General features: G+C 36.6%; 24 protein-coding genes. 19 read left to right on the forward strand and 5 right to left on the reverse strand.

The features are described from left to right. Nucleotide 1 precedes the first annotated feature (1 nt). Together ACEYOS_RS05050 and ACEYOS_RS05055 are read left to right on the forward strand one after the other, a co-directional pair. A complete protein-coding gene (locus ACEYOS_RS05050) occupies nt 2-1153 on the forward strand; it encodes a glycosyltransferase (protein ID WP_373709597.1) in 1152 nt (383 codons plus the stop codon). Nucleotides 1154-1259: 106 nt separating this feature from the next. After that, complete coding sequence (locus ACEYOS_RS05055; protein WP_373709596.1) at nt 1260-1811, forward strand: serine acetyltransferase; 552 nt, start codon at nt 1260-1262, stop codon at nt 1809-1811. On the opposite strand, the gene ACEYOS_RS05060 is transcribed toward ACEYOS_RS05055, so the two are convergent. Beyond that, nucleotides 1808-2908 carry a Pnap_2097 family protein gene (locus ACEYOS_RS05060; RefSeq protein WP_373709595.1) on the reverse strand — a complete coding sequence of 367 codons (1101 nt, stop codon included), beginning with the start codon at nt 2906-2908 and terminating at the stop codon, nt 1808-1810. The two genes, ACEYOS_RS05055 and ACEYOS_RS05060, sit on opposite strands and share 4 nt — an antisense overlap. Before the next feature lie 143 nt (nt 2909-3051). Here ACEYOS_RS05060 and ACEYOS_RS05065 point away from each other — a divergent pair, with 143 nt between their 5' ends. After that, the gene (locus ACEYOS_RS05065; RefSeq protein WP_373709594.1) at nt 3052-3732 is read left to right on the forward strand and encodes a carbonic anhydrase; all 681 of its coding nucleotides are present in this window, start codon (nt 3052-3054) and stop codon (nt 3730-3732) included. Between the two features lie 227 nt (nt 3733-3959). Here ACEYOS_RS05065 and pth read toward each other — a convergent pair whose 3' ends face one another. Genes pth through mfd form a run of 3 tightly spaced genes read right to left on the reverse strand, consistent with a single transcriptional unit; the run spans nt 3960 to nt 8900 of the window. Then, the gene (gene pth, locus ACEYOS_RS05070; RefSeq protein WP_373739182.1) at nt 3960-4523 is read right to left on the reverse strand and encodes an aminoacyl-tRNA hydrolase; all 564 of its coding nucleotides are present in this window, start codon (nt 4521-4523) and stop codon (nt 3960-3962) included. An 11-nt stretch (nt 4524-4534) separates the two neighbouring features. Continuing rightward, nucleotides 4535-5425: a hypothetical protein gene (locus ACEYOS_RS05075; RefSeq protein ID WP_373709592.1), complete on the reverse strand. Its 891-nt coding sequence runs from the start codon at nt 5423-5425 to the stop codon at nt 4535-4537. Between the two features lie 55 nt (nt 5426-5480). Continuing rightward, on the reverse strand, nt 5481-8900 hold the full coding sequence (gene mfd, locus ACEYOS_RS05080) for a transcription-repair coupling factor (protein WP_373709591.1): 3420 nt from the start codon (nt 8898-8900) through the stop codon (nt 5481-5483). A gap of 246 nt (nt 8901-9146) precedes the next feature. Here mfd and ACEYOS_RS05085 point away from each other — a divergent pair, with 246 nt between their 5' ends. From ACEYOS_RS05085 to ACEYOS_RS05115, 7 genes are all read left to right on the forward strand, one after another. Further along, nucleotides 9147-9575 (forward strand): hypothetical protein, encoded by a 429-nt coding sequence (locus tag ACEYOS_RS05085; protein ID WP_373709590.1) that lies wholly within the window; start codon nt 9147-9149, stop codon nt 9573-9575. Between the two features lie 188 nt (nt 9576-9763). After that, a complete protein-coding gene (locus tag ACEYOS_RS05090) occupies nt 9764-10048 on the forward strand; it encodes a hypothetical protein (RefSeq protein ID WP_373709589.1) in 285 nt (94 codons plus the stop codon). Nucleotides 10049-10116: 68 nt separating this feature from the next. Next, on the forward strand, nt 10117-10488 hold the full coding sequence (locus tag ACEYOS_RS05095; RefSeq protein ID WP_373709588.1) for a hypothetical protein: 372 nt from the start codon (nt 10117-10119) through the stop codon (nt 10486-10488). Next, the gene (locus tag ACEYOS_RS05100) at nt 10485-11096 is read left to right on the forward strand and encodes a hypothetical protein (protein ID WP_373709587.1); all 612 of its coding nucleotides are present in this window, start codon (nt 10485-10487) and stop codon (nt 11094-11096) included. Before ACEYOS_RS05095 ends, ACEYOS_RS05100 begins: the two co-directional genes overlap by 4 nt. 11 nt (nt 11097-11107) lie before the next feature. After that, on the forward strand, nt 11108-11482 hold the full coding sequence (locus ACEYOS_RS05105; RefSeq protein ID WP_373709586.1) for a hypothetical protein: 375 nt from the start codon (nt 11108-11110) through the stop codon (nt 11480-11482). After that, nucleotides 11479-12063: a hypothetical protein gene (locus ACEYOS_RS05110; RefSeq protein WP_373709585.1), complete on the forward strand. Its 585-nt coding sequence runs from the start codon at nt 11479-11481 to the stop codon at nt 12061-12063. The genes ACEYOS_RS05105 and ACEYOS_RS05110 overlap by 4 nt, the downstream gene beginning before the upstream one ends. A 19-nt stretch (nt 12064-12082) precedes the next feature. Further along, a complete protein-coding gene (locus tag ACEYOS_RS05115) occupies nt 12083-13582 on the forward strand; it encodes a GH3 auxin-responsive promoter family protein (RefSeq protein WP_373709584.1) in 1500 nt (499 codons plus the stop codon). Between the two features lie 3 nt (nt 13583-13585). On the opposite strand, the gene ACEYOS_RS05120 is transcribed toward ACEYOS_RS05115, so the two are convergent. Beyond that, the gene (locus tag ACEYOS_RS05120) at nt 13586-13924 is read right to left on the reverse strand and encodes a multidrug efflux SMR transporter (protein WP_373709583.1); all 339 of its coding nucleotides are present in this window, start codon (nt 13922-13924) and stop codon (nt 13586-13588) included. A 202-nt stretch (nt 13925-14126) separates the two neighbouring features. Here ACEYOS_RS05120 and ACEYOS_RS05125 point away from each other — a divergent pair, with 202 nt between their 5' ends. The 9 genes from ACEYOS_RS05125 to ACEYOS_RS05165 all read left to right on the forward strand — a co-directional run bounded on the left by ACEYOS_RS05125 (nt 14127) and on the right by ACEYOS_RS05165 (nt 22325). Further along, the gene (locus ACEYOS_RS05125) at nt 14127-15365 is read left to right on the forward strand and encodes an MFS transporter (protein ID WP_373709582.1); all 1239 of its coding nucleotides are present in this window, start codon (nt 14127-14129) and stop codon (nt 15363-15365) included. Nucleotides 15366-15613: 248 nt separating this feature from the next. Beyond that, nucleotides 15614-17209 carry a replicative DNA helicase gene (gene dnaB / locus ACEYOS_RS05130; protein ID WP_373709581.1) on the forward strand — a complete coding sequence of 532 codons (1596 nt, stop codon included), beginning with the start codon at nt 15614-15616 and terminating at the stop codon, nt 17207-17209. 2 nt (nt 17210-17211) lie between these two features. Then, nucleotides 17212-17694: a ribonuclease HI gene (gene rnhA / locus ACEYOS_RS05135; RefSeq protein WP_373709580.1), complete on the forward strand. Its 483-nt coding sequence runs from the start codon at nt 17212-17214 to the stop codon at nt 17692-17694. A gap of 324 nt (nt 17695-18018) precedes the next feature. After that, nucleotides 18019-18648, forward strand: a complete 630-nt coding sequence (locus ACEYOS_RS05140; RefSeq protein WP_373709579.1) for an NAD(P)H-dependent oxidoreductase — start codon at nt 18019-18021, stop codon at nt 18646-18648. A gap of 28 nt (nt 18649-18676) precedes the next feature. Further along, on the forward strand, nt 18677-18901 hold the full coding sequence (locus ACEYOS_RS05145) for a hypothetical protein (protein WP_373709578.1): 225 nt from the start codon (nt 18677-18679) through the stop codon (nt 18899-18901). Further along, nucleotides 18902-19192 (forward strand): hypothetical protein, encoded by a 291-nt coding sequence (locus ACEYOS_RS05150; RefSeq protein WP_373709577.1) that lies wholly within the window; start codon nt 18902-18904, stop codon nt 19190-19192. Between the two features lie 16 nt (nt 19193-19208). Next, complete coding sequence (nadB, locus tag ACEYOS_RS05155) at nt 19209-20780, forward strand: L-aspartate oxidase (RefSeq protein WP_373709576.1); 1572 nt, start codon at nt 19209-19211, stop codon at nt 20778-20780. A 4-nt stretch (nt 20781-20784) separates the two neighbouring features. Further along, nucleotides 20785-21471, forward strand: a complete 687-nt coding sequence (locus ACEYOS_RS05160) for a DUF4240 domain-containing protein (protein ID WP_373709575.1) — start codon at nt 20785-20787, stop codon at nt 21469-21471. Nucleotides 21472-21482: 11 nt separating this feature from the next. Further along, nucleotides 21483-22325 carry a sulfurtransferase gene (locus ACEYOS_RS05165; RefSeq protein WP_373709574.1) on the forward strand — a complete coding sequence of 281 codons (843 nt, stop codon included), beginning with the start codon at nt 21483-21485 and terminating at the stop codon, nt 22323-22325. The last annotated feature ends 27 nt before the right edge of the window (nt 22326-22352 follow it).

Here is a 22352-nt window from a genome sequence, read left to right on the forward strand (position 1 = left end):
TGTGGATAAGAAAAAGAAAATCCTGATCAGAATTGGTTCTCTTCGTCATGGTGGCGCAGAAAAGGTGTTGGTGACTTTTCTAAAAAATTTACCGAAAGACAAATATGAAATTGATCTCTTATTGAATTTATATTCAGGGAAATATTTACCCGAAGTTCCGGGTTGGATCAACGTTTTATACCTGAATAAAGGTGAAATGATCACCTCCAATCGTCTTCAAGACATTCCTGTGAAAGCCTTTCGGGTAATTTATCAAAGGGTTTTAAAAACGTTTCCCTCTCTTCTCTATCAATTTATTTTAAAAGGTAAAAAGTATGATATCGAGTTTGCTGCAATTCATGGATTCCGTGACGAGATTTTAAATTCACCTTTAAAGTCTTCAAAAAAACTGATATGGATTCACAATGATTTAAAGAAAACTGAATTGTATAATTATACTGACGAAGAATTTCAGAAGTTTTTTGGCTTTGATAAGATCATGGTGATTTCAGAAAAGATCCTGCATGATTTTGAAAATTTAGCAAAGACTGATCAGGAAAAAAATAAGATCGTCCGAATTTATAATCCTTTGAATACCGAAGAAATTATTGCAAAGTCGGAAGTTGGAAGTTGGAAGTCGGAAGATGAAATTCCCGTTTTCATCTCTATTGGAACAGTTTTTCCTCAAAAAGGTTTTGACCGATTATTAAAAGTTCATAGAAGACTTCTGGATGAAGGTTTCAATCATAAAATTCAAATTCTCGGCGACGGTTATGATTTTGAAAATATCAAAAAACTGCAACAAGATTTAGGTGTTGGAGAAACATCAACGCTTTTTGGTTTCACAGACAATCCTTATCCGGTTATCAAAAATGCAGATTTCTATATTCTAAGTTCACGATACGAAGGATTCGCAACAGTTTTATTTGAAGCCATTACTTTAAAAAAGAAAATTATCGCAACCGATGTTTCCGGAGTTCGGGAAATGTTGGACGATGGAAAACTGGGATTGATCGTTGATAATTCCGAAGACGGAATTTATGAAGGAATGAAAAAAGCACTTCAAAATCCGGAAAGTTTTGATCAGTACAAACAGCAGTTAAAAAATTACAAAATGCCGTTCGATCTTGAAAATTCTGTAAATTCCATCGTTAAAATTTTAGACGAATTGTAGTATTTGAGCAGTTGCCATTCTTAGGTAACTAGAAATCTAAATTGCAAAGATTCTTCACTACACTTTGTTTCGTTCAGAATGACAAAAACGTTACTTTTGTAAACTCATGAAAAACTCCATCATTCAAAAAGATTTTTATCGCGAAAGTGGCGTGATGCTTTCTAAGTTTGAAATATTTAAAAAATGTTTCAATCCGAATCTTCATTTCATTTACCTTTTAAGAACGACTCAGAAATATCCTAAAAACTCATTTTTAGGAAAGTTTTGGAGATTGGTACTGAGACGTTATCAGATTAAATATGGTTTTCAAATCTATCCTGAAACACAGATCGGTGAAGGTTTATATCTCGGACATTGGGGTTTACTGGCCATTAATCCAAAGGTAATTATCGGCAAAAACTGCAACATCGCTCAAGGCGTAAGTATTGCTCAAGCAAATCGTGGCAAATTTATTGGGACCCCAATTATCGGTGATGAAGTGTGGATCGGACCCAACGCAGTAATCGTAGGCGGAATTACGATCGGAAACAATGTCTTAATTGCACCGAACGTTTATCTGGCAGAAGATGTTCCCGACAATTCTTTGGTCATCGGAAATCCTTGCCGAATTTTCAATATTCACAACGCAACAGAAGGTTACATTAATAATAAGGTTTAAGAATTTCTTCTCTGTTTGATGGTAAAGATTCTGGCCATCATCATTCCATCAGATTTACGGATCAAAGTACTGCATAATTTCACTCTGCTTTCTGACAGGTTTTCTACCGAATTTAAAACATAAATTATTTTGTCGCGGGAATCACAATTCGCGTAATACATCACATCTCTAAAAAGAGTAAAATAATTTTCTTCCCACTTCAATTGGCCTTGCGAATTAAAAAACTGTAATTCACAGAAATCATTGATGATCGGATACGACGCGAAATACAAAAGCCCAACGCCGTTCAAATCATAATAAGGATTTAAGGAATACTCGAACCTATATAATTGCTCATCTGAAAGATGGAAGATATAATCTTTGTAGAAGAAAGTTTTCAGTTCATTTTTTTTAATCAATCGATATTCATTACCAAACACAGGAAATTCTGAATATTGCTTGATTTCACAATGTTCGACCGTTGGTTGACTTTTCGCTAAACTTTTATTATCGCCCGTTGATTTCCGAATAGAAAAACTGGTCATCATATCGATTTTAATAGTGTTATCGAGCGACTCAAAATTAGTGTTGCTAAAAAACATTCCCATTCCAAAACGGGAAAGTTCTGCTTTAAACTCAAAGGGATTATTTTCTTTAAAATCGTTTAAATTTCCGTTTCCATCAATTCTAATTCTTACAAATGTGGCGTAAAGTCGGTTTCCAACATCATCTTTTAATTCAGATGAAGAAGTTCCTAAACCTTCACAAAGTAAATCCCAATGCAAACTTCCGGCTTCTTTAAAAAGCCAGTTTTCAGAAAGCGCCTCCAAGCATAATTGAGGCATATTGATGAAATTGCGTTTTACATTAATCGGTTCTGCAATTGTGGCCACCATAGTTTTCGATTTCACAAAGCCTTCGCCATCGCAATAATTTAAAATGTCCTGAAGATTATGGAACGAAAGCCATTCTTTATTAGGAATCATTTTGCCCAACTTATTTTCGATCTCCACACGCAAAGAAACCAAATCAATACTGTCGATTTTCAAGTTCCGGAATTCATCAGCATAATTTTCTTCGGTAAGCGTAGGCAAAAGTTTTTGGACGATACTTTTCATTCAATTGTATTTACGTACAAAAGTATCAATCTTTCAATGAAGTCGCTTACATTTAGTACAAAAAACTTATTTTTGTGTCAGATCATTTATAGTTCTAAATGATCCTTTATTAAATTTTAATGCTCACCAAATTTTAATTCTATATGAAAAAACCTATCGATAGTATATTTGAAAATAATAAAAAATGGGTAGAATCTCAAATTAAAGACAGTTCAGATTTCTTTAAAAATCTGTCACTTACTCAAACTCCTGAATTTCTTTATATCGGGTGTTCCGACAGTCGCGTTTCTGCAGAGGAAATGATGGGAATGAAACCGGGGGAACTCTTTGTTCATCGGAACATTGCGAACGTCGTAAACACTTTGGATATGAGTGCCACTGCGGTAATTCAGTACGCTGTAGAACATCTTCAGGTGAAACATATTATCGTTTGCGGACATTACGGTTGTGGTGGAATAAAAGCTGCGATGACACCGGAAGATTTAGGTCTTTTGAATCCGTGGTTGCGAACTATTCGTGATGTGTATCGTTTGCATCAGGCAGAACTGGACTCGATTGAAGATGAACAAAAACGCTACGACCGATTGGTAGAACTGAATGTTCAGGAACAGTGCATTAACGTTATTAAAATGGCTTGTGTGCAGGAAGAATATTTGGTAGACGAATATCCGATTGTGCATGGTTGGGTTTTCGATATGAAAACAGGAAAAATCATCGATTTAGAAATTGACTTTGAAAAAATCCTGAAAGACATTCAAAAAATCTACAACTTAACCAACTCGAATTGGGTGATGAGTAAAAAGAATAATAAAAATATGCAGTAACAATTCTTATTTTTATATAAGAAAAAGATCAACAATTAAAGATGAAAAAAGCTTTGGATTCTTTCAACATTAAGGAATTAAGAGGATTAAGGTTTATGTCTTTGAGACAAAGTAGATAAAGACGTTACTCAATCGGTTAAGAAAAATCAATAGATTTTTAGATTAAGAAATTTAAGATTCTCTGCGAAAATAAAAATAGACACATGCCGTTTTCGCTTTTAAAGAAATTATTTTCCGTTAAAAGAAGTCATGGCATTCTGAATCCCAGCAAATACAAAAGATAAACAAGCTTTGGCAGACTTCTCGATTCGTTCGGGAAGTTTTTCTTTTTCTTCACCTTCCCATTTTCCTAAAACATAATCGACCTGTCTTCCCTCAGAAAATTCTGCAGAAATCCCAAATCTTAAGCGTGGATAATTTTGAGTTTGCAATTGTTCCTGAATGCTTTTCAATCCGTTGTGTCCCGCATCAGAACCTTTCATTTTCATTCTTAATGTTCCAAAAGGCAAAGACAAATCATCGGTCACAATCATTAAATTCTCGACAGGTATATTTTCTTTCTGCAGCCAAAAACGAACGGCGTTCCCAGAAAGATTCATATAGGTATCTGGCTTCAGAATAAAGACTTTTCTGCCTTTATATTTTCCTTCTGCCATCAAACCAAAATTAGATGATTTAAATGGTGCCTCAATGGTTTCTGCAATTTTTTCAGCAACTTTAAACCCGACGTTATGCCGGGTTTCTACGTATTCTTCGCCTTTATTTCCGAGACCTACAATCAGGTATTTCATTTCAGTAAAAATTATCGCTTAATATATTCATATTTTAAAACTGCCTGACTCGCTGTAGCCACAGTTGGATAATCATCTCCATCGTAGCTATAAACGTAATTTACAGGATCTCCAACACCATCGGTCTTAACGGATGCAGTTTTATAATTATTTGAAGATAAACCCTGAACTGAATTGGTGCCTACAAGAAAATGCGCTCCGGCAATATTAAATTCAAGTGGCAATGTTGCCAAAGGGTTTTTGAAAGTGTCGTAATTGCTCAACTTTACCTCAAATACAATCGGTGGAATATTAAATGGAGGTGGAGCATTCACAGAAGTTGTCATTTTCCAGGAAGAAATATTATTTCCCACAAAAAGAAGCTCGCTCACAAGCTTAGAAAACTCGGTGTAGGTGCCGGGATTGTCTATGTCTTCCTGCAGAATCGATGTCGTAATCATTTTCAGTTTACCTGCAGTATCGTAAGTGAAGTTAGTTTCATTTCTAGATAGTTCTTCTCCGCCAGCTTCCATCTTTCCGGTGCTGCCAGTTAATTTTCCGTTGGTATAAATAAGATTTGTAGTAGCGTTAACGATCGTTGCACCATCCATCTGGTTCAGTACCATCTGAGATAGTTTATCTTTATCATAGGTCAAAAAAATATCGATCTGGTCCCCATCTTCGTCAACATTGATGCTACTGAGAATTCCAGAATTATAATTATAATTGATCGTAGAGATTTCGCCATCGCTGTTGGTGGCAGTCATCCTTTTCAATAGCTTGGTTTGCCCTGTACCTCCACCGTTTTGACCCGGCTCATTCACTCCGAACAGCAGATCGCCATTTTCAGCACGTCCTGGTTCGCACGAAAATAAAATGACCAAGCTGAAAATAAAACTTAGAAAACCTATTAATTTTTTCATTATTAAAAAACATTTGAGCAAAAGTACTCTTTTTTTAGAAATTATATTGAACGTTTTAATTCGCTAAAATCCTTTCCAAAACAGCATTCACCTCATCTACATTTTGCACATTTTCTTTGCGCATCATTAATTGATTTCCTTCTTTGCTGGTTTTTTCTTTTAAAGTAGCTTCCTTCGGATTCTTCGATAAGTAAGAAATAATATTCCTGAATTTTTCACTTTGATAAAACTTGTCTTGTGGATTAGGCGGAAAATATCCGAGGAAAGTTCCGTTCTTCACAACGATCTTATCAAAACCGATATCGGCAGCTATCCATTTTAGTTCTACCGATTTTAAAAGATTGATGGCTTCCGATGGCAAAGCGCCAAAACGGTCAACGAGTTCCAGTTCCAATTTATGCAGATCTTCTTTGTTCTCAATTTCTGCTAATTTTTGATATAATGACAATCGCTCTTCAATACTTTGAACATAAGAATCGGGTAACATCAACTCTAAATCAGTATCAATATTAACTTCTTTGGTTGATTTAAAGAGTTTCTTACGGTCTTCTTCATTATCAAAAAGATCTTCAAACTCCTCATCATTCTGAAGTTCTTCCAAAGCTTCCTGCATGATTTTCTGATACGTATCAAAGCCCATTTCATTAATGAAACCACTTTGTTCACCGCCCAACAAATCTCCAGCGCCACGAATTTCTAAATCCTTCATCGCAATCTGAAAACCGCTTCCTAAATCTGAAAACTGCTCAATCGCTTCTAATCTTTTTCGGGCATCTGGAGTGACCATATCAAACGGCGGGGTGATTAAAAAACAAAAGGCTTTCCGATTGCTTCGTCCGACACGACCGCGCATCTGGTGAACATCTGCCATCCCGAAACGTTGAGCATCATTAATGAAGATCGTATTCGCATTCGGTACATCCACTCCACTTTCGATAATCGTCGTCGAAACCAAAACGTCATATTTTCCTTCCATAAAATCGAGAACGTTGCGTTCCAATTGCTTACCGTCCATCTGTCCGTGACCTGTAATCACTTTAGCATCAGGAACTAAGCGTTGAATTAAACCTGCAATATCTTTTAAATTTTCAATTCTATTATTAATGAAATAAACCTGACCATCTCTTTGAAGTTCATACGAAATTGCATCACGAATCATCTCTTCATCCCAACCTACAATCTGAGTTTCCACAGGTTGACGATTTGGCGGTGGAGTTTTAATAACGGATAAATCCCGAGCCGCCATTAATGAAAATTGCAATGTTCTAGGAATAGGGGTCGCCGTCAATGTTAAAGTATCAACATTGTTTTTCATCGTTTTCAATTTATCTTTAACTGAAACCCCGAATTTATGTTCTTCATCAATAATTAGAAGACCGAGATCTTTAAATTTCACTGAACTTCCCACCAATTGATGCGTTCCAATTACGATATCAATTTTACCATCAGCTAAACCAGCTAAAGTTTCTGCTTTCTGCTTCGCCGACCGGAATCGGTTCATGTAAGAAATCGTAACCGGAAAATCTTTCAATCGCTCTGTAAAACTTCGATAATGTTGAAATGCCAGAATAGTGGTCGGAACTAAAATTGCTGTTTGCTTCCCATCGGTTGCCGCTTTAAAAGCTGCTCTAATCGCAATCTCCGTTTTTCCGAAACCTACATCGCCGCAAATTAGACGATCCATAACGGAATCATTTTCCATATCTGTTTTTACATCGATCGTTGCCTTTTCCTGATCTGGCGTGTCTTCGTAAATAAAGCTGGCTTCCAGTTCATTTTGTAAATAAGTATCTGGTGTAAACGCAAAACCTCTGGCTGTTTTTCGCTCTGCATATAAACGGATCAAGTCAAAAGCAATCTGTTTTACTTTCGCTTTTGTTTTTTGCTTTAAAGTTTTCCAGGCAGGAGAACCCAATTTTGATAAAACAATTTCACGTCCGTCGGGGCCGTTGTATTTTGAAATTTTATTTAAAGAATGAATGCTTACATAAAGCAAATCTCCATTTTTATAAGTCAGTTTAAAACATTCCTGAATTTTACCATTATTATTCACCTTCACCAAACCCATGAATTTTCCGATGCCGTGGTCGATGTGCGTGATATAATCGCCGACTTTCATCTGCATCAGATCTTTCAGCGTGATCTGTTCCGATTTGGCAAACGAGTTCTTGGCTTTATATCTTTGATAACGATCAAAGATCTGATGATCGGTGTACACTGAAATTTTATGATCCAGATCAACAAAACCTTCGTGCAGTTCTGATTTAAAAGACTTGAATAAAAATTTTGCTTTTTTCTCTGCAAGATCTTTTGAATCATTTTCATCATCTGAAGAAGTTTGTTGGGATATCAATTCTTCAAAAATCGATTCTAATCGTTCTTTCTGTTTTTCGGTAGAAAATGAGATCCAGGTTTGAAAACCATCATTTTGTTTTTCTTCTAGATCTTCGAGTAGAAGTTCAAACTTTTTATGGAAACTTGGCTGTGGTGTTTGATTCAGTTGAATAATTTCGCCATCACTTCCTTTCACTTCCTGTAAAGTAAAATCGATCCACTCAAATTTGTTGATGTCTTTGATGAAGTCTTCTTCGGAAACGAAAAGCTCTGTGGGAGGTAATTGTCGGATTTCCGTATTCAATGTTCCGAACTTCGTTTCTGCCTTTTCGTAAAAGTTTTTAATAAAATTAAAACCGACAAAAGCGTTTTTCGTAATGACAACTAAATCTTTCGGTGCCAAATCAAACAAAGAAACTTTGGTTCCCTGTGCAGAAAAATTCATATTGGAAACTAACTGAAATTCTTTGATCTTCTCTTTTGAGAGTTGCGTTTCAATATCAAAAGTCTTGATGCTATCCACTTCATTACCGAAAAAAGTAATTCGATACGGTTCTTCATTAGAGTAAGAAAAGACATCTACAATTCCACCTCTCACTGAAAATTCGCCTGGTTCAGAAACGAAATCGGTATGATTGAAATTAAACTGATGAAGCAATTCTTCCGTAAAATTAAAGTCCAGTTGATCACCCGTTTTTATGGTGTGAGAAATCGCTTTGAAATCATCTTTCTTCATCACCCTTTCTGCCAATGAAGCAAAAGGCGCAATCATGACCCGTGGTTTTTTATCGTTATGAATTCTATTCAAAACTTCAGTTCTTAAAACCAAATTAGCGTTTTGAGTTTTCTCAATCTGATAAGGTTCCAAATGAGTCGGAGGAAAATAAAGAACATTTTCTTTGCCCAACAAATCTTCAAGTTCTGCAGTAACATATAGCGCATCTTCTTTATCATCCGTTAAAAACAGAAGCGATTTCTTTTTAATCAGAAATAATTCTGCTGCGAAAACGGCGGGTGAAGATCCTGCAAAAGACTTTACAGCAAGGTGTTTATTATGATCGAGTTGGGTAAACAATTCTTGACCAAATCCTAAATGTAGAAGTTGGGGAACAAATGTTTCTGTAATGTTTTTTAACTGCATAAATTAAATCGAAAAAGGACTGATTACAAAACGGAAAAGCGATTTCGGGACTTTTCCGAAATCGTTTGAACGTGCAAATTTAAAGAATTATTTCTTACCACTTTTTTAAAAGCATATTTGGCTGACAGGATTAATACCGTCATTATACAGTAGCTCTAGAACTTGTATTAATAGCATATAACATTCTATAATTTATCGATCAATGGCATTACGTTTGAGACATCGCTACCAATAAAAAAAAATATTATGAAATCAACAATTTTAGAAAACAACCGAAAATCAACAGTCAAGAAGGTGATGAAATTTTTCGGATTATTTCTTTTGGTATTTTCAATCTTTGCAATGTCATCTTGCAGAAGCGACGATGATCCTGTAGACAACGACTTTTTTGCAGGAACGTATAAAGGGAACATCTCTTATTTTGATGGTTCTTCAACAATTACAAAAGATAACGGAAGCGTTTTCGTAACTAAAATTGCAAGCGGAACCAAATATAACTTCCGATTTTCTGATGGAATTCCAGATCTAAACGGAGTTGAATTTAAGCAAGAAGGTGATAATGTCTTGGTGATGGTAGGTTCTACCGAAAGTGCGTATATCAGAATCGACAATAACACCCTAAAAATAGCTTACACAAGAGACGGGAAAATTTGGACTGCAAACGGTTCAAGATAATCTTAAGCAACTTTATATATAAAACTGTTTCATTTATTTGAAGCAGTTTTTTGCTTTTAATATGTATCCAACTAATTCGATATTGACCACCACGTTAAATTTTGGTTAAAATGAACTTATAATCAAACCCATTTGGTTGAATTATTTACTTTTACAATGTTAAATGGCAAATATTTAAATACTTATCAATGAAAAAAACAATCACTTTCATGTCCTTAGTTCTAGGACTTACTTTGGCTAATGCACAACAGACTACGCCCGTAAAATCGACAACCCTAGCTCCTACTAAGGTTGAAAAAATGAACACTGTAAAAAAACAGGACGTTGCAAAATCCAAAGTAATAGCAGCCAAACCAGCACCGACAAGTTCAGCGGTTAAACTTAAAAAAAACGGAACGCCCGACAAAAGGTTTAAAGCGAACCAACGACTTAAAAAAGACGGTACACCGGACAGAAGATATAAAACAAAATAAATCCAGTTAATACCGGAGAAGCCCCGCAATTTATTTCGGGGCTTTTTTTATATCTTTAAAAAAAAATTATGCGGTTTTTATTCACCTTGACCATTGTTGTGTTAGTCACTACTTTTAGTAGTTGCGCGTCAGAAAATCGCGATAACGCCCGTGCGTACGTGGAGGGAAAGATTACAGGCACCCAACTGGATTATAATAAAATAGCCATCCTGCTTAAAAGTGATGATAAAAATATCGCAGAAACAATTCCTACGAATGCCGGAGAATTCGTTTTGTCAGGTCCTTTGTTAAACGATTCATTTTCTTTGGTCTTAAACAAAAAAATTAAATCTTTCACCGCTTCGAAAACAGGTTGTACGATTTCCGGAGATAGTTTGGAAATTCTCGTTCCGACAGGAATAACTTATATCACTTTTAACGAAATAATTGTAGAACCATGAGAATTACATTTTTAATAATTTTCGGCGTTTCTACTTTTCTTTTTGGACAGAATAAGAAAAAAGGATTGGACGTTGTCTCTAATATTGAGGCGAAAATGATTGTGATGAAACCAATTGGCAATAATCATTTATCAAAACTACTTATGCCGTTTTATGGTTTTGGCTTTGGTGGGAACTTAATGACGCCCGTTAATTTTGGAGTTGGACTAGATTACAACGTTCTTTTTTCTAATGTAAAATATGGAGAGCAAAACCTCTATGGTAACATTGGCTCGCCGACCATTACCAACATTGATCTATATGTTACCCATCGTGAAATTATTTCTGAAGATTTCTCCATTGAAGAAATGGCTGGGTTCAGTTTTTATCGACAAACCAACTTATTAATAGATGGAAAAAACGAAAAATTAAAAGACAACGCAACGGGTTTTAATCTCGGTGGAAAAGCTTTGTACACTTTGGATCGCGAAGGTTACCAGCAGGTTTTTGTTGCTGCAAAAGTCAATTTTTATTTCACGAATATTTATAATGAAAATTCAGAAATTCAGAAATTTTATAATCGATCAACTTTCTTAAGTTTGAATCTCGGATATCGCTATAACTTCTAAAATTTATTCTAATGAAAACTATTTTATTTTTAAGTCATGTTTTGAGCGCCTTTTTCCTGATGTCTCCAAACAGTTGTCAACAAGCAGAGTACAGCAATGACTCCCGAATTTTTGTCGAAGGGAAAGTCATTTCTGCCAACGCAGCTGGAGTTCAGATTAAACTGATTTCAGATAATATTTTGATCTCAGAAACAAAACCACTTGCCGACGGAACTTTCAAACTGGGTGGTCCTGGTACAACCGCCTATAAATATTTATCATTTGGCAAAAAGATAAAATCATTTAGCGCTATTCAACCAGACTGCAAATTATCTTATGATTCTCTCTATATCGTTTTACCTGAAAAAACCTATTTTAAATTCACCCAAATAACCATCGAACCATGAAAAAATATGTATTTCTTTTCCTGTTAGTTTCAGGAAGTATATTTGCTCAAAAAGACAATTTCTCTTTTGAATTGCAGGGCAACACTTACTCTGGTTTAGGAAACAATTTCATTTCTGAAGGTCTTGGAACCTTTACGGGTTTCGGTGCGGGAATTACCGGAATAATTTATAAAAATTTCGGTTTAGGTTTTGAATTTCATAAAGGGTTTACCGAGGTAAAAGATGTTTCAGTTTTTGGAGATCTTAGAAATCCTGCACTTACAACTTTTGAAATTTTAGCATTATACCGCTATCACGCCACAGAAAAATTTCAAATCGAAGGGAATATCGGTGTCGCAAACATGCAGATTAAGAGCAAATCAGATTACAGGACCGATGGATTTAGCGAAGGCGGAACTGCTTTCGTTCTTGGAGCAAAAGGACTTTACAGCATTACCAAAAATAATTCTCTTTATGTTTTGGGTTCGCCGAGATTATATTTTCTCTCTACTGGTACAACAATCGATAACCCTGAAGCCGACAAATACTATTCAAAACCGACGTTGCTTAATTTTACTTTAGGATTAAGACTTTATTTCTAAAATGCCTTAAATTTGCGTCATGATCAATTTCATTAAGAAAAATATCGCTTTAATCTGGGCAAAAAATCACGTTAAAGGAACGCAGACTTTTAAACAAAATGCGATCAAAGATCAAGAGGTACTTTTACTTTCTTTGGTAAGAACTGCAGAGAAAACTTTGTTTGGCCGAGCTCATCAATTTGAAAACATAAAAACCATTCACGACTTTCAAACACAAGTTCATGTTGCTGATTATGAAGACCTAAAGCCTTATATTGAAAAAGTAAAAAAAGGACAAAGACAAATTCTCTGGACCGAAACACCCGAGTATTTTGCGAAAACTTCAGGCACCACTTCCGGGTCCAAATATATTCCTATCTCTAAAGAAGGAATGCCTTACCAGGTTGCCGCAGCCCAAAGTGCCATCTTTCATTACATTGCTCAAAAGAACAACGCAGATTTCGTGAGTGGTAAAATGATTTTTATCCAGGGAAGTCCTGAATTGGAAGAAGTAAACGGAATTAAGACCGGACGATTGTCTGGAATTGTGGCTCACCACGTTCCTTCTTACTTACAAAAAAACCGTTTGCCGAGTTTAGAAACCAACCTCATCGAAGACTGGGAAGAGAAAGTTGATGCGATTGTAAAGGAAACCGAAAAAGAAAACATGACTTTGATTTCGGGAATTCCACCGTGGTTGATTATGTATTTTGAAAAGCTAATTGAACGAAACGGAAAGAAAATAACAGAACTTTTCCCGAACCTTCAATTGATCATCACCGGTGGCGTTAATTACGAACCGTATCGCGACAAGATGAATGAACTGCTTGGAAAACCGGTAGACACCGTGCAGACATTCCCAGCGAGTGAAGGGTTTTTTGCGTTCCAGGATGATTATCAAAAAGAAGGCTTGCTGCTTTTAACGAATCACGGAATTTTCTACGAATTTATTTCACTGGAAGAATATGGGAAACCTGAGGCTAAGAGATTGACTTTAAAAGATATTGAACTTCATAAAGATTACGCTTTAATCCTGACCACCAATTCTGGACTTTGGGCTTATTCCATCGGCGATGTGGTTCGGTTTATTTCTAAGGATCCTTACCGGATATTAGTTTCCGGAAGGACCAAACATTTTACCTCGGCTTTTGGTGAACACGTTATTGCCTTTGAAGTAGAAGAAGCATTGAAAGCCACCGTTGAAAAATTTCCGGCACAGATCACGGAATTTCATCTTGCTCCACAGGTCAATCCAACATCGGGATTACCTTACCATGAATGGTTTATCGAGTTTGAAAAAGAACCTGCAGATTTAGAAACCTTTAGAAATAACTTAGATGATGAAATGCGGAAAAGGAATGCGTATTACGATGATTTAATTTCTGGTAAAATCTTGCAACCTTTAATGATCAGTTCCTTGAAGAAAAATGCTTTTCAGGATTATGCCAAATCGGAAGGTAAATTAGGCGGACAAAATAAAATTCCACGTTTAGCAAACGACCGAAAAATTGGTGATTTTCTGGAAAGTTTTAAGAAGTAGATTCTAATTAGAAACCACTTTCAATCCAACTACGGAAGCAATCAAGGTAAACACAAAAAACATTCGCCAAAAAGTCGCAGGTTCATTGAAAATAAACATTCCCATAAAAACTGCACCAACAGCTCCGATTCCAGTCCAAACCGCGTACGCCGTTCCAATCGGAATAGGACTGGCGCCAACAGAAATTGCTTTGTACAATAAAAACATACTCAGAAAAAGAGAAATCACGAAACCAGCCCACCAGAAATAACTTTCCTTTCCAGTAGTCTCCTGCGCTTTTCCAAGGCACGTGGCAAATCCGGTTTCAAATAAGCCACCGATAATGAGTAAAATCCAATTCATTTTCCAAAGATAAATTTTTAATTTAAAATCAATGTGTTCTATCAAAGTCGCGGCTGCACGGATATGAAATTCAAAAACTTCAACAAAAGAATAATTCGTTAGAAAAAGGGCAAATAACAAATCAGTGAAATTGTGACAAAAAAATGAAAATCTATCAGCTCATCTGCAATGATTTTTCATTTCTAAAATTTACTTTTGCAAAATGTTTTCACTAAAACCCATTCAAACCTTAAAAATCCCCGAGTTCCGAAATCTCATGACGGGACGATTTTTTCTAATTCTGTCTTTCAGAATGTTGGCAACATTAATGGGTTGGTGGGTTTATCAATTGACCAAAGACCCTTTTGCGATTGGCTTAATTGGTTTATCAGAAGTTATTCCCGCAGTTTCTACTGCACTTTATGCAGGTCACGTGATCGATAATTCTGAAAAGAAAAGACTCTTATTAATTTTCAATTACGCCTACGTTTTCCTCATCGGCTTACTTGCGATATTGGCATTTTTTGGGAGCAGTCATTTTCATTTAAGTAATATCCACATTTCTTATTTTATTTACGCCATCATTTTTTGCACAGGATTTTGTCGTGCTTTTATCGGTCCCATTGTTCCGTCGATGATTCCAAAAATTGTCAGTCGAGAACAACTTCCGAATGCGATCACTTTAAACCAAGCGACCTTTCTCACGGCTTCAGTTTCTGGCCATGCTTTAGGTGGATTTCTAATTGGCTGGATTCACATTCCCGAAACCATTCTCGTCATCGTAGGTTTAATGATTTTTTCATCTCTCTTTTTCTGGCTTCTCAACAAGCATCCGTCTGAAATCAGCGACCGAAAAATGGGCGTGGTCCAAAGCATGCGCGAAGGAATCGCCTACATTTACAAAACCAAAGAAATTCTGGGTGCACTTTGTCTCGACATGTTCGCCGTTCTTTTTGGCGGTGCCGTCGCTATGATTCCGGTTTTCGCCACTGATATTTTAAAGGTCGGCGCCGAAGGTTTTGGCTTACTTAATGCCGCTTCCGACATCGGTTCAATGTGCATTATTTTATTTCTAGCCTTTGTTCCTTTAAAGAAAAACCAAGGGAAAATTCTTCTTATCGCCGTTGCAGGGTTTGGTTTATGCATCATTGGATTCGGACTTTCACAACTCTATTGGCTCTCTTTTTTCCTATTGGTTGCCAGCGGAATGCTCGACGGAAGTTCAGTCGTCATCCGCGGCACGATTGTTCAACTGAAAACGCCAGATCATATTCGTGGTCGAGTTTTGAGTGTGAATTCAATCTTCATTATGTCGAGCAACGAAATGGGACAGTTCGAAAGTGGCGTCGCAGCCAAACTTCTCGGAGTGGTGCGTTCCGTCGTTTTTGGTGGAACCATGACCGTTTTGATTGCACTTTTAGTCGGAACCACCGTTCCAAAACTTCGCAAAATGAACTATTAACTATTTAGGAGCATCAAGAGTTTCGCTTCTTACCAGTTAAGACCGGCTCTTCACTACAATCTTTTTTGCCCTACCTTTGGCCAAGGCAAAAAAAGGATTTTCATTGCGATCCGGGCTAAAAGAACGACCCGATGCCTTTTGACTTATCAACATCGCAACAAACTAACAAACAACGTATTGACGACGATATAGAAGATATTGTTGATTAAATATTCAGAACAAAAACTTAAAAAAACTATCTTTGTCACATGGCACAAAAGGAAACTTTATCTTCATTAATTCATGGAAATTTCGCTAAGGAACTTTCGATTTCCGATGGCAAAATGCCTCCAAATGCAATAGAATTCGAGAAGCTCGTTATCGGAACTTTTTTAATTGATAAAAAAGGATTGGATTATTCCATCGATCTATTGACGGCAGATGTATTCTACGATCCGCGACATCAAGAGATTTTCCGTGCTATTGTTAAGTTGTTTGAAGGAAATCATCCCGTCGATTTAATGACGGTGATTCAGGAATTAAAGAAAACGGAGAAATTAAACCTGGCTGGTGGCGACCATTATATCATCGATTTAACAATGGGCGTTTCGTCCAGTGCCCATATCGAATATCATGTTCGGGTGATCTTGGAGAAATTTATTTTACGAAGTTTAATTAATGTTTCTGCCAACGTTATCGACAGCGCGTATAAAGAATCTACAGACGTTTTCGAACTACTAGACAAAGCAGAACAATCCTTTTTCGAAATCACCAACGACACGATTAAGAAAGGTTTCGATACTGCCAATACTTTGGTAACTCAGGCAATTGAAACCATCAAAGCCTTAAAGGACAAAGAAGGGATCTCTGGAATCCCCTCTGGATTTAAAGATATTGACAAGGAAACCGGTGGTTGGCAAAATTCAGATTTAATTATTATCGCAGCTCGTCCAGCGATGGGGAAAACTGCCTTTCTACTTTCTATGGCCAGGAATATCGCGGTAGAACATAATATTCCAATGGCTTTATTCTCGCTTGAAATGGCCTCGGTTCAATTGATTACCAGAATGATCGCCTCAGAAACGGGAATATCTTCTGAGAAATTAAGAAAAGGACAAATGTCTGATGAAGAATGGCAACGACTGTTTTCCAATGTTTCGGCCTTAGAAAATGCGCCTTTATATATTGATGAAACACCTTCACTTTCCGTCTTTGATTTCCGTGCAAAATGTAGAAGATTAGTGATGCAGCATGGTGTGAAAATCATCATGGTCGATTATCTTCAATTAATGACCGCCAACTCTGGTAAAGGTGGTGCCGGAAACCGTGAGCAGGAAATCGCCATGATCTCCCGTTCCCTAAAAGCGATCGCCAAAGAACTGAACGTTCCTGTAGTTGCACTTTCACAGCTTTCGAGAAGTGTAGAAACAAGACCAGGAAAAAGACCGATGCTTTCTGACCTTCGTGAATCCGGAGCAATTGAACAGGATGCCGACATCGTATCCTTTATCTTCCGTCCGGAATATTATAAAATAACCACTTGGGATAATGATGAAGACGGCGGCGAATCTTCCACTGAAAATCAGGCAGAGTTAATCATCGCAAAACACCGTAACGGTGCGACTGCAGATGTAAGAATGTCTTTCCATAAAAATATAGCGAAATTTGGCGACCTCGATCTATTTGGCGGTAGCGGCGGTTATGGTTATCAGTCCTCCAACTTCGGACAACAAGATACACCAGGCGGTTTTGAGAAAATTAAAACCACCATTGATCCAGGTGCTGCGTTTGACTTGCCTAGCAAACAAAACCTTTCCGGCTCTTCGATGAATGATTTGGATGATGATGACGATTTTCAATTTTAGGAATGAGTCTTAGAATAGAAATTTATACCGACGGCGCTTGTAGTGGAAATCCTGGAAAAGGCGGTTACGGAATCGTGATGAAGGTTCCCGAAAAAAATTACGAAAAAAGATACGCTCAAGGTTTTCGCCTGACAACCAATAACCGTATGGAATTACTGGCGGTCATCACGGCGTTGGAAAAACTAAAATCCACCGATAACGATATCCACATTTTCACCGACAGCAAATATGTTTCTGACGCTATTAATCAGAAATGGATCTTTGGGTGGATCAAAAAAGGATTTAAGAATGTTAAAAATAATGATCTGTGGAAAAGAATGGTTCCTTTAATTAAAACACACCAAACTACTTTTCATTGGGTTAAAGGTCATGCCGGACATCTTGAAAATGAAATATGTGATCAACTTGCCGTGAAAGCAGCGCAGACTGAACCATTACTCGTAGACGAGTTTTTTGAGAAACAGCAAAACGGCGGACTTTTTTAAGAGTGAATTGCTTCGCAGTGAATGGTCAATTTACAATAGTCAAGTAGCGTTGTTGTGGATAGTGAATTTTCTTAAATTGACTTATTCAATGCTTACCTATTCACCCAAATAAATTCGTCAATTACTCTTTAACCTGAAGAATTTAACCATTAAGATTTGGGTTAAGGAGTTAAGATTCATTAAGTTATTTTTGACAGGTCAAAAATGGTAGCCGCCTTCAAAATTCACCTTTAGAAATTCCCAATTCACTTATTCATTTCGGATAAAATTCCCGATCTATTTTTTCATCTGAAAAAATCCGGCTCATTTAATTATATTTGTTTTATGGATTACCTCGAAGCCCTCAACAAAAGATATTCGGTCAAAAAATTTAATGCAGAAAAAACAGTATCGGCTGATGCACTTTTTCATATACTTGAGGCCGCCAGACTATCGGCTAGTTCTCTGGGATTACAACCCTACAAAATCCTTATTGTAGAAAGTCCAGAAATGAAAGAAAAACTCATTCCGGCTTTCTACAACCCTTCTCAGATTTCTACCTGTTCCCATTTAATAGCCATCGTATCTAAAAACGATATTGAGTCTCAATATATTGGCGATTACTTTAGTAATATATCACAAACGAGAGAAGTTCCGTTGGAAAGTTTAAACCCATTTAAACAAAGCATCAGCAATCATATTGAGAGATTATCAAAAGAAGAAGTAATGACCTGGGCAGACAAACAGTGCTATATTGTTTTAGGAAATCTGATGTTTGCCGCGGCTTTAGAAAATGTGGATACTTGTCCGATGGAAGGTTTTAAACAGGAAAAAATAGATGAAATTTTAGGACTCGATGTCGGAATAGAAAAAGTTGCCGTGACTTTAGCAATTGGATACCGTTCCGAAGAAGATGAGTTTCAGAATTTTAAAAAAGTACGGAAACCAACTGAAAAATTGTTTAAATTTATTTAATTAAATTTGATAAGTTAAACTGATTATAATGAATGCAATAAGACAAATTGTGGAAGTAAAAGACCGAAAAATCAGTATAGAATTACCGGAAAATTTCAGCGCAGAAAAAGTTGAAGTTATTATTTTCCCTGCTGATGAAGACGGAAATTATGATATTTCTGAAGAAGAGAGAAATATAATGCGCGAAAGAGTAGAGAATACAGATCCTGAGAAATTCAAAAACTGGCGTGACATAAGAGAAAAATATCTGTAGATGTTTACGGTTATATTTACCGAAGAAGCAATTGACGATCTTCATATTGCAATCGATTATTATACAAATATCTCTTCTCAATTAGGAAAAAGATTCATTGAAAACTTTGATAAAAGCTCGTTGGAATTAGAAAATATTCCATTTTTTCAAATACGCTATGATGAAATGCGCGTTCGGAAAATTAGCAAATTTCCTTTGTTACTGCATTTTACCATCACCGAAAATAAAATCGTAATTGTTCATGGTGTACGGTTTGCAAAACAAAACCCCGAAAACTACCCTAAAATTTAAACCTCGAACCAACTCAATGATAAAAGCAGACGTACTCGTCATCGGATCAGGAATCTCCGGACTTTCTTATGCGATCAAAATTTCCGAAAGAATGCCAGATGCGAAGATCATCATCGTTACCAAAGCAGATGAAGATGAAAGCAATACCAAATATGCCCAAGGTGGTTTGGCGGTAGTTACGGACTTTGACAATGATGGATTTCAAAAACACATCGACGATACGATGCGTGCTGGCGACGGAGAAAACAATCTCGATGTCGTGAAAATGGTCATCGAAGAAGGTCCGGAAAGATTTAAAGAACTGGTAGATTGGGGAACCAATTTCGACAAGAAAGATGGAAATCTGATGCTCGGTCGAGAAGGCGGCCATACGGAGAACCGAATCGTTCACCACAAAGATATTACGGGAAAAGAGATCGAACGAGCCTTATTGGAAACAGCGAACAGATCACCGAATATTGAAATCATGGCACATCATTACGTCATCGATTTGATTACCCAACATCATGTTCCCGAAAAAGTTTTTGATCTGGAGAAAATCGACTGCTATGGCGCTTACATTTTGGATGAGAAAAATAAAAGGATTAAAAAAATTACCGCTAAAATAACTTTAGTTGCAACTGGCGGAGCAGGTCACGTTTATAAAAACACGACCAATCCCATTATTGCAACGGGTGACGGAATTGCCTTCGTGCACAGAGCGCGTGGGAAAATTTCAAACATGCAATACTATCAGTTTCATCCGACGGCTTTGTTTTCGAAGAGAGATGGAATGTTGTTTTTGATTTCAGAAGCGGTACGTGGTGATGGAGCGAAATTAAGAACCAAAGACGGTGAAAAATTTATGCATAAATATGATGAGCGCGAAGAATTAGCTTCACGTGATATTGTAGCAAGAGCGATTGACAGTGAATTAAAAATTTCTGGCGATGATTATGTAGGGCTCGATTGTCGGAAAATGAATCATGAAAAATTCATTGAGCATTTTCCCAATATTTATCAGAAATGTCTGGATGAAGGTATTGATCCCTTTACCCAATTAATTCCGGTGGTGCCGGCCTGTCATTATTTAATGGGCGGAATCGACATCGACCGCGATGGACAAAGCTCTATTAAAAACCTATTTGCTGTGGGCGAATGCACCAACTCTGGTTTACATGGCGCAAATCGTTTGGCTTCAAATTCTCTTCTGGAAGGTTTAGTTTTTGGACATAATGCAGCTTTGAAAACGGTGGAACTTTTAGAGATCAATGATTTTAATTTCGACGACTTAAAAGCAATTCCTGAATGGAATGAAGAAGGAATGAAAATGATGGACGAAATGGTGATGGTTTCCTATCTTCGACGCCAGCTTCAAGAAATGATGAGCGATCTGGTGAGCATCGTTCGAACCAATGACCGACTGGCTCTTGCCAAAAAAAAGCAACACGAAATTTTCGATGCCGTCAACGAGTTGTACAACTACTCTATTTTATCGCCCAAACTTTCTGAACTGAGAAACCTGACGAATATTTCCTATTTAATTATCAAACATTCTTTGACCATGACGGAAAACAAAGGTGCTTTTTTTAATAAAGATTTAGCTTAGAAATATGATGAAAAGTATTATTTCTGTCTTTACAATCATTTTCTTTTTCTTTAATTATAACACCAATTCACAATCTATGGGGTTTTTTAATCAATTATTCGGAGGAATTCAAAAGTCATCAGTTAGCAATAGCGATCTAGAAAAAACTTCAGAAATATTGAATGAAGATTTGTACTGGGAAATTGTAGCGCAGTCCTTGAAAAATTCAAAAAACCAAAACGGACAGGAAAAATTTTTAATTAATGAAATTTCAAAACTTACCCCCAAACAAATGATTGGCTTTCGGTTAAGAACTGATCAACTACTTTATGACACTTATAATTCTGAAATGTGGTGTGCAAGCTATCTAATGAACGGTGGAAGTTCCGATGACGGATTTGAATATTTTAGAAATTGGGTAATCTCGCGAGGGAAAGAAGTTTACTACCAAGCAAAAGAGAATCCTGACACTTTGCTTTCACAAAAAGAATTTGGTGAAGACGAATTTTATGAGTTTGAACCGTTTTGGTATGTTGCGATCGAGGCTTTTAAGCAAAAAACAAATGAAAATCTGTACGATCATATTGACTACGATAATTTTCATACCTCAGAAGGGAATTATCCTCAATTTGAATTTACGTGGCAAGAAACTAATCCTTCCAGCATGAAGAAAATTTGTCCAAACCTTTTTAAAGAATTTAAAAATAAATAACTTTTGCACCAATGAAAATATCTCCAATCATTAACGCTGAAGAATTAGCGAATTTAAATCAAGATGATCTTGTTATTATTGACGCTGGAAGTGGCGGCTCAGCTTATGAAAAATATCTTTTAGAACATCTCGACGGTGCTTTATATGTTGATATCAATAATGATTTAGCCGAAATTCCGAAAGATGCAAAAAAGGGCGGCAGACATCCTTTGCCCAGATTGGAAAAGTTTGCTGAAACTTTAAACAGGCTAGGAATTAACCAGAATTCCCATGTCATTGTTTATGATGATAAAAATGCGTCGATTGCCGGAGCTAGATTTTGGTGGATGCTGAGAGCAGCGGGCGTAGAAAAAGTTCAGGTTTTGAATGGCGGCATTCAGAAAGCAAAAGAGAAAGGATTGCCAATAAATTCAAATACCGTGACCGCAAAAGCGGTCGAAAAAAATTCTTTAAAAGAATGGAAACTTCCGATGGTCGATATCAATTTCATCGAAGATATTTCTGAAAACCCTGAATACATGGTAATCGATGTTCGAGAAAAAGACCGTTACGATGGAAAGACTGAGCCTATCGATGAGGTTGCAGGACATATTCCCGGAGCCATCAATATTCCTTTTAAAGAAAATTTAAATAACGACGGAACTTTTAAAAGTCCAGAAATTCTACATGAAAAATACGCAGAAATTTTAAAGAATATTGGATCCAATAAAATTGCAGTTCATTGTGGATCGGGCGTTACAGCCTGTCATACTTTGCTAGCCTTAGAGTACGCTGGATTTGATATTCCGAATCTGTACGTTGGTTCCTGGAGCGAATGGTCCAGAAATGAGAAACCTGTGGCTAAAAATAATTAAGTAAATTTAATCCTTCAGTAATTTTAA

It is taken from the genome of Kaistella sp. (assembly GCF_041824135.1).
In the GTDB taxonomy this organism is placed as follows: domain Bacteria; phylum Bacteroidota; class Bacteroidia; order Flavobacteriales; family Weeksellaceae; genus Kaistella.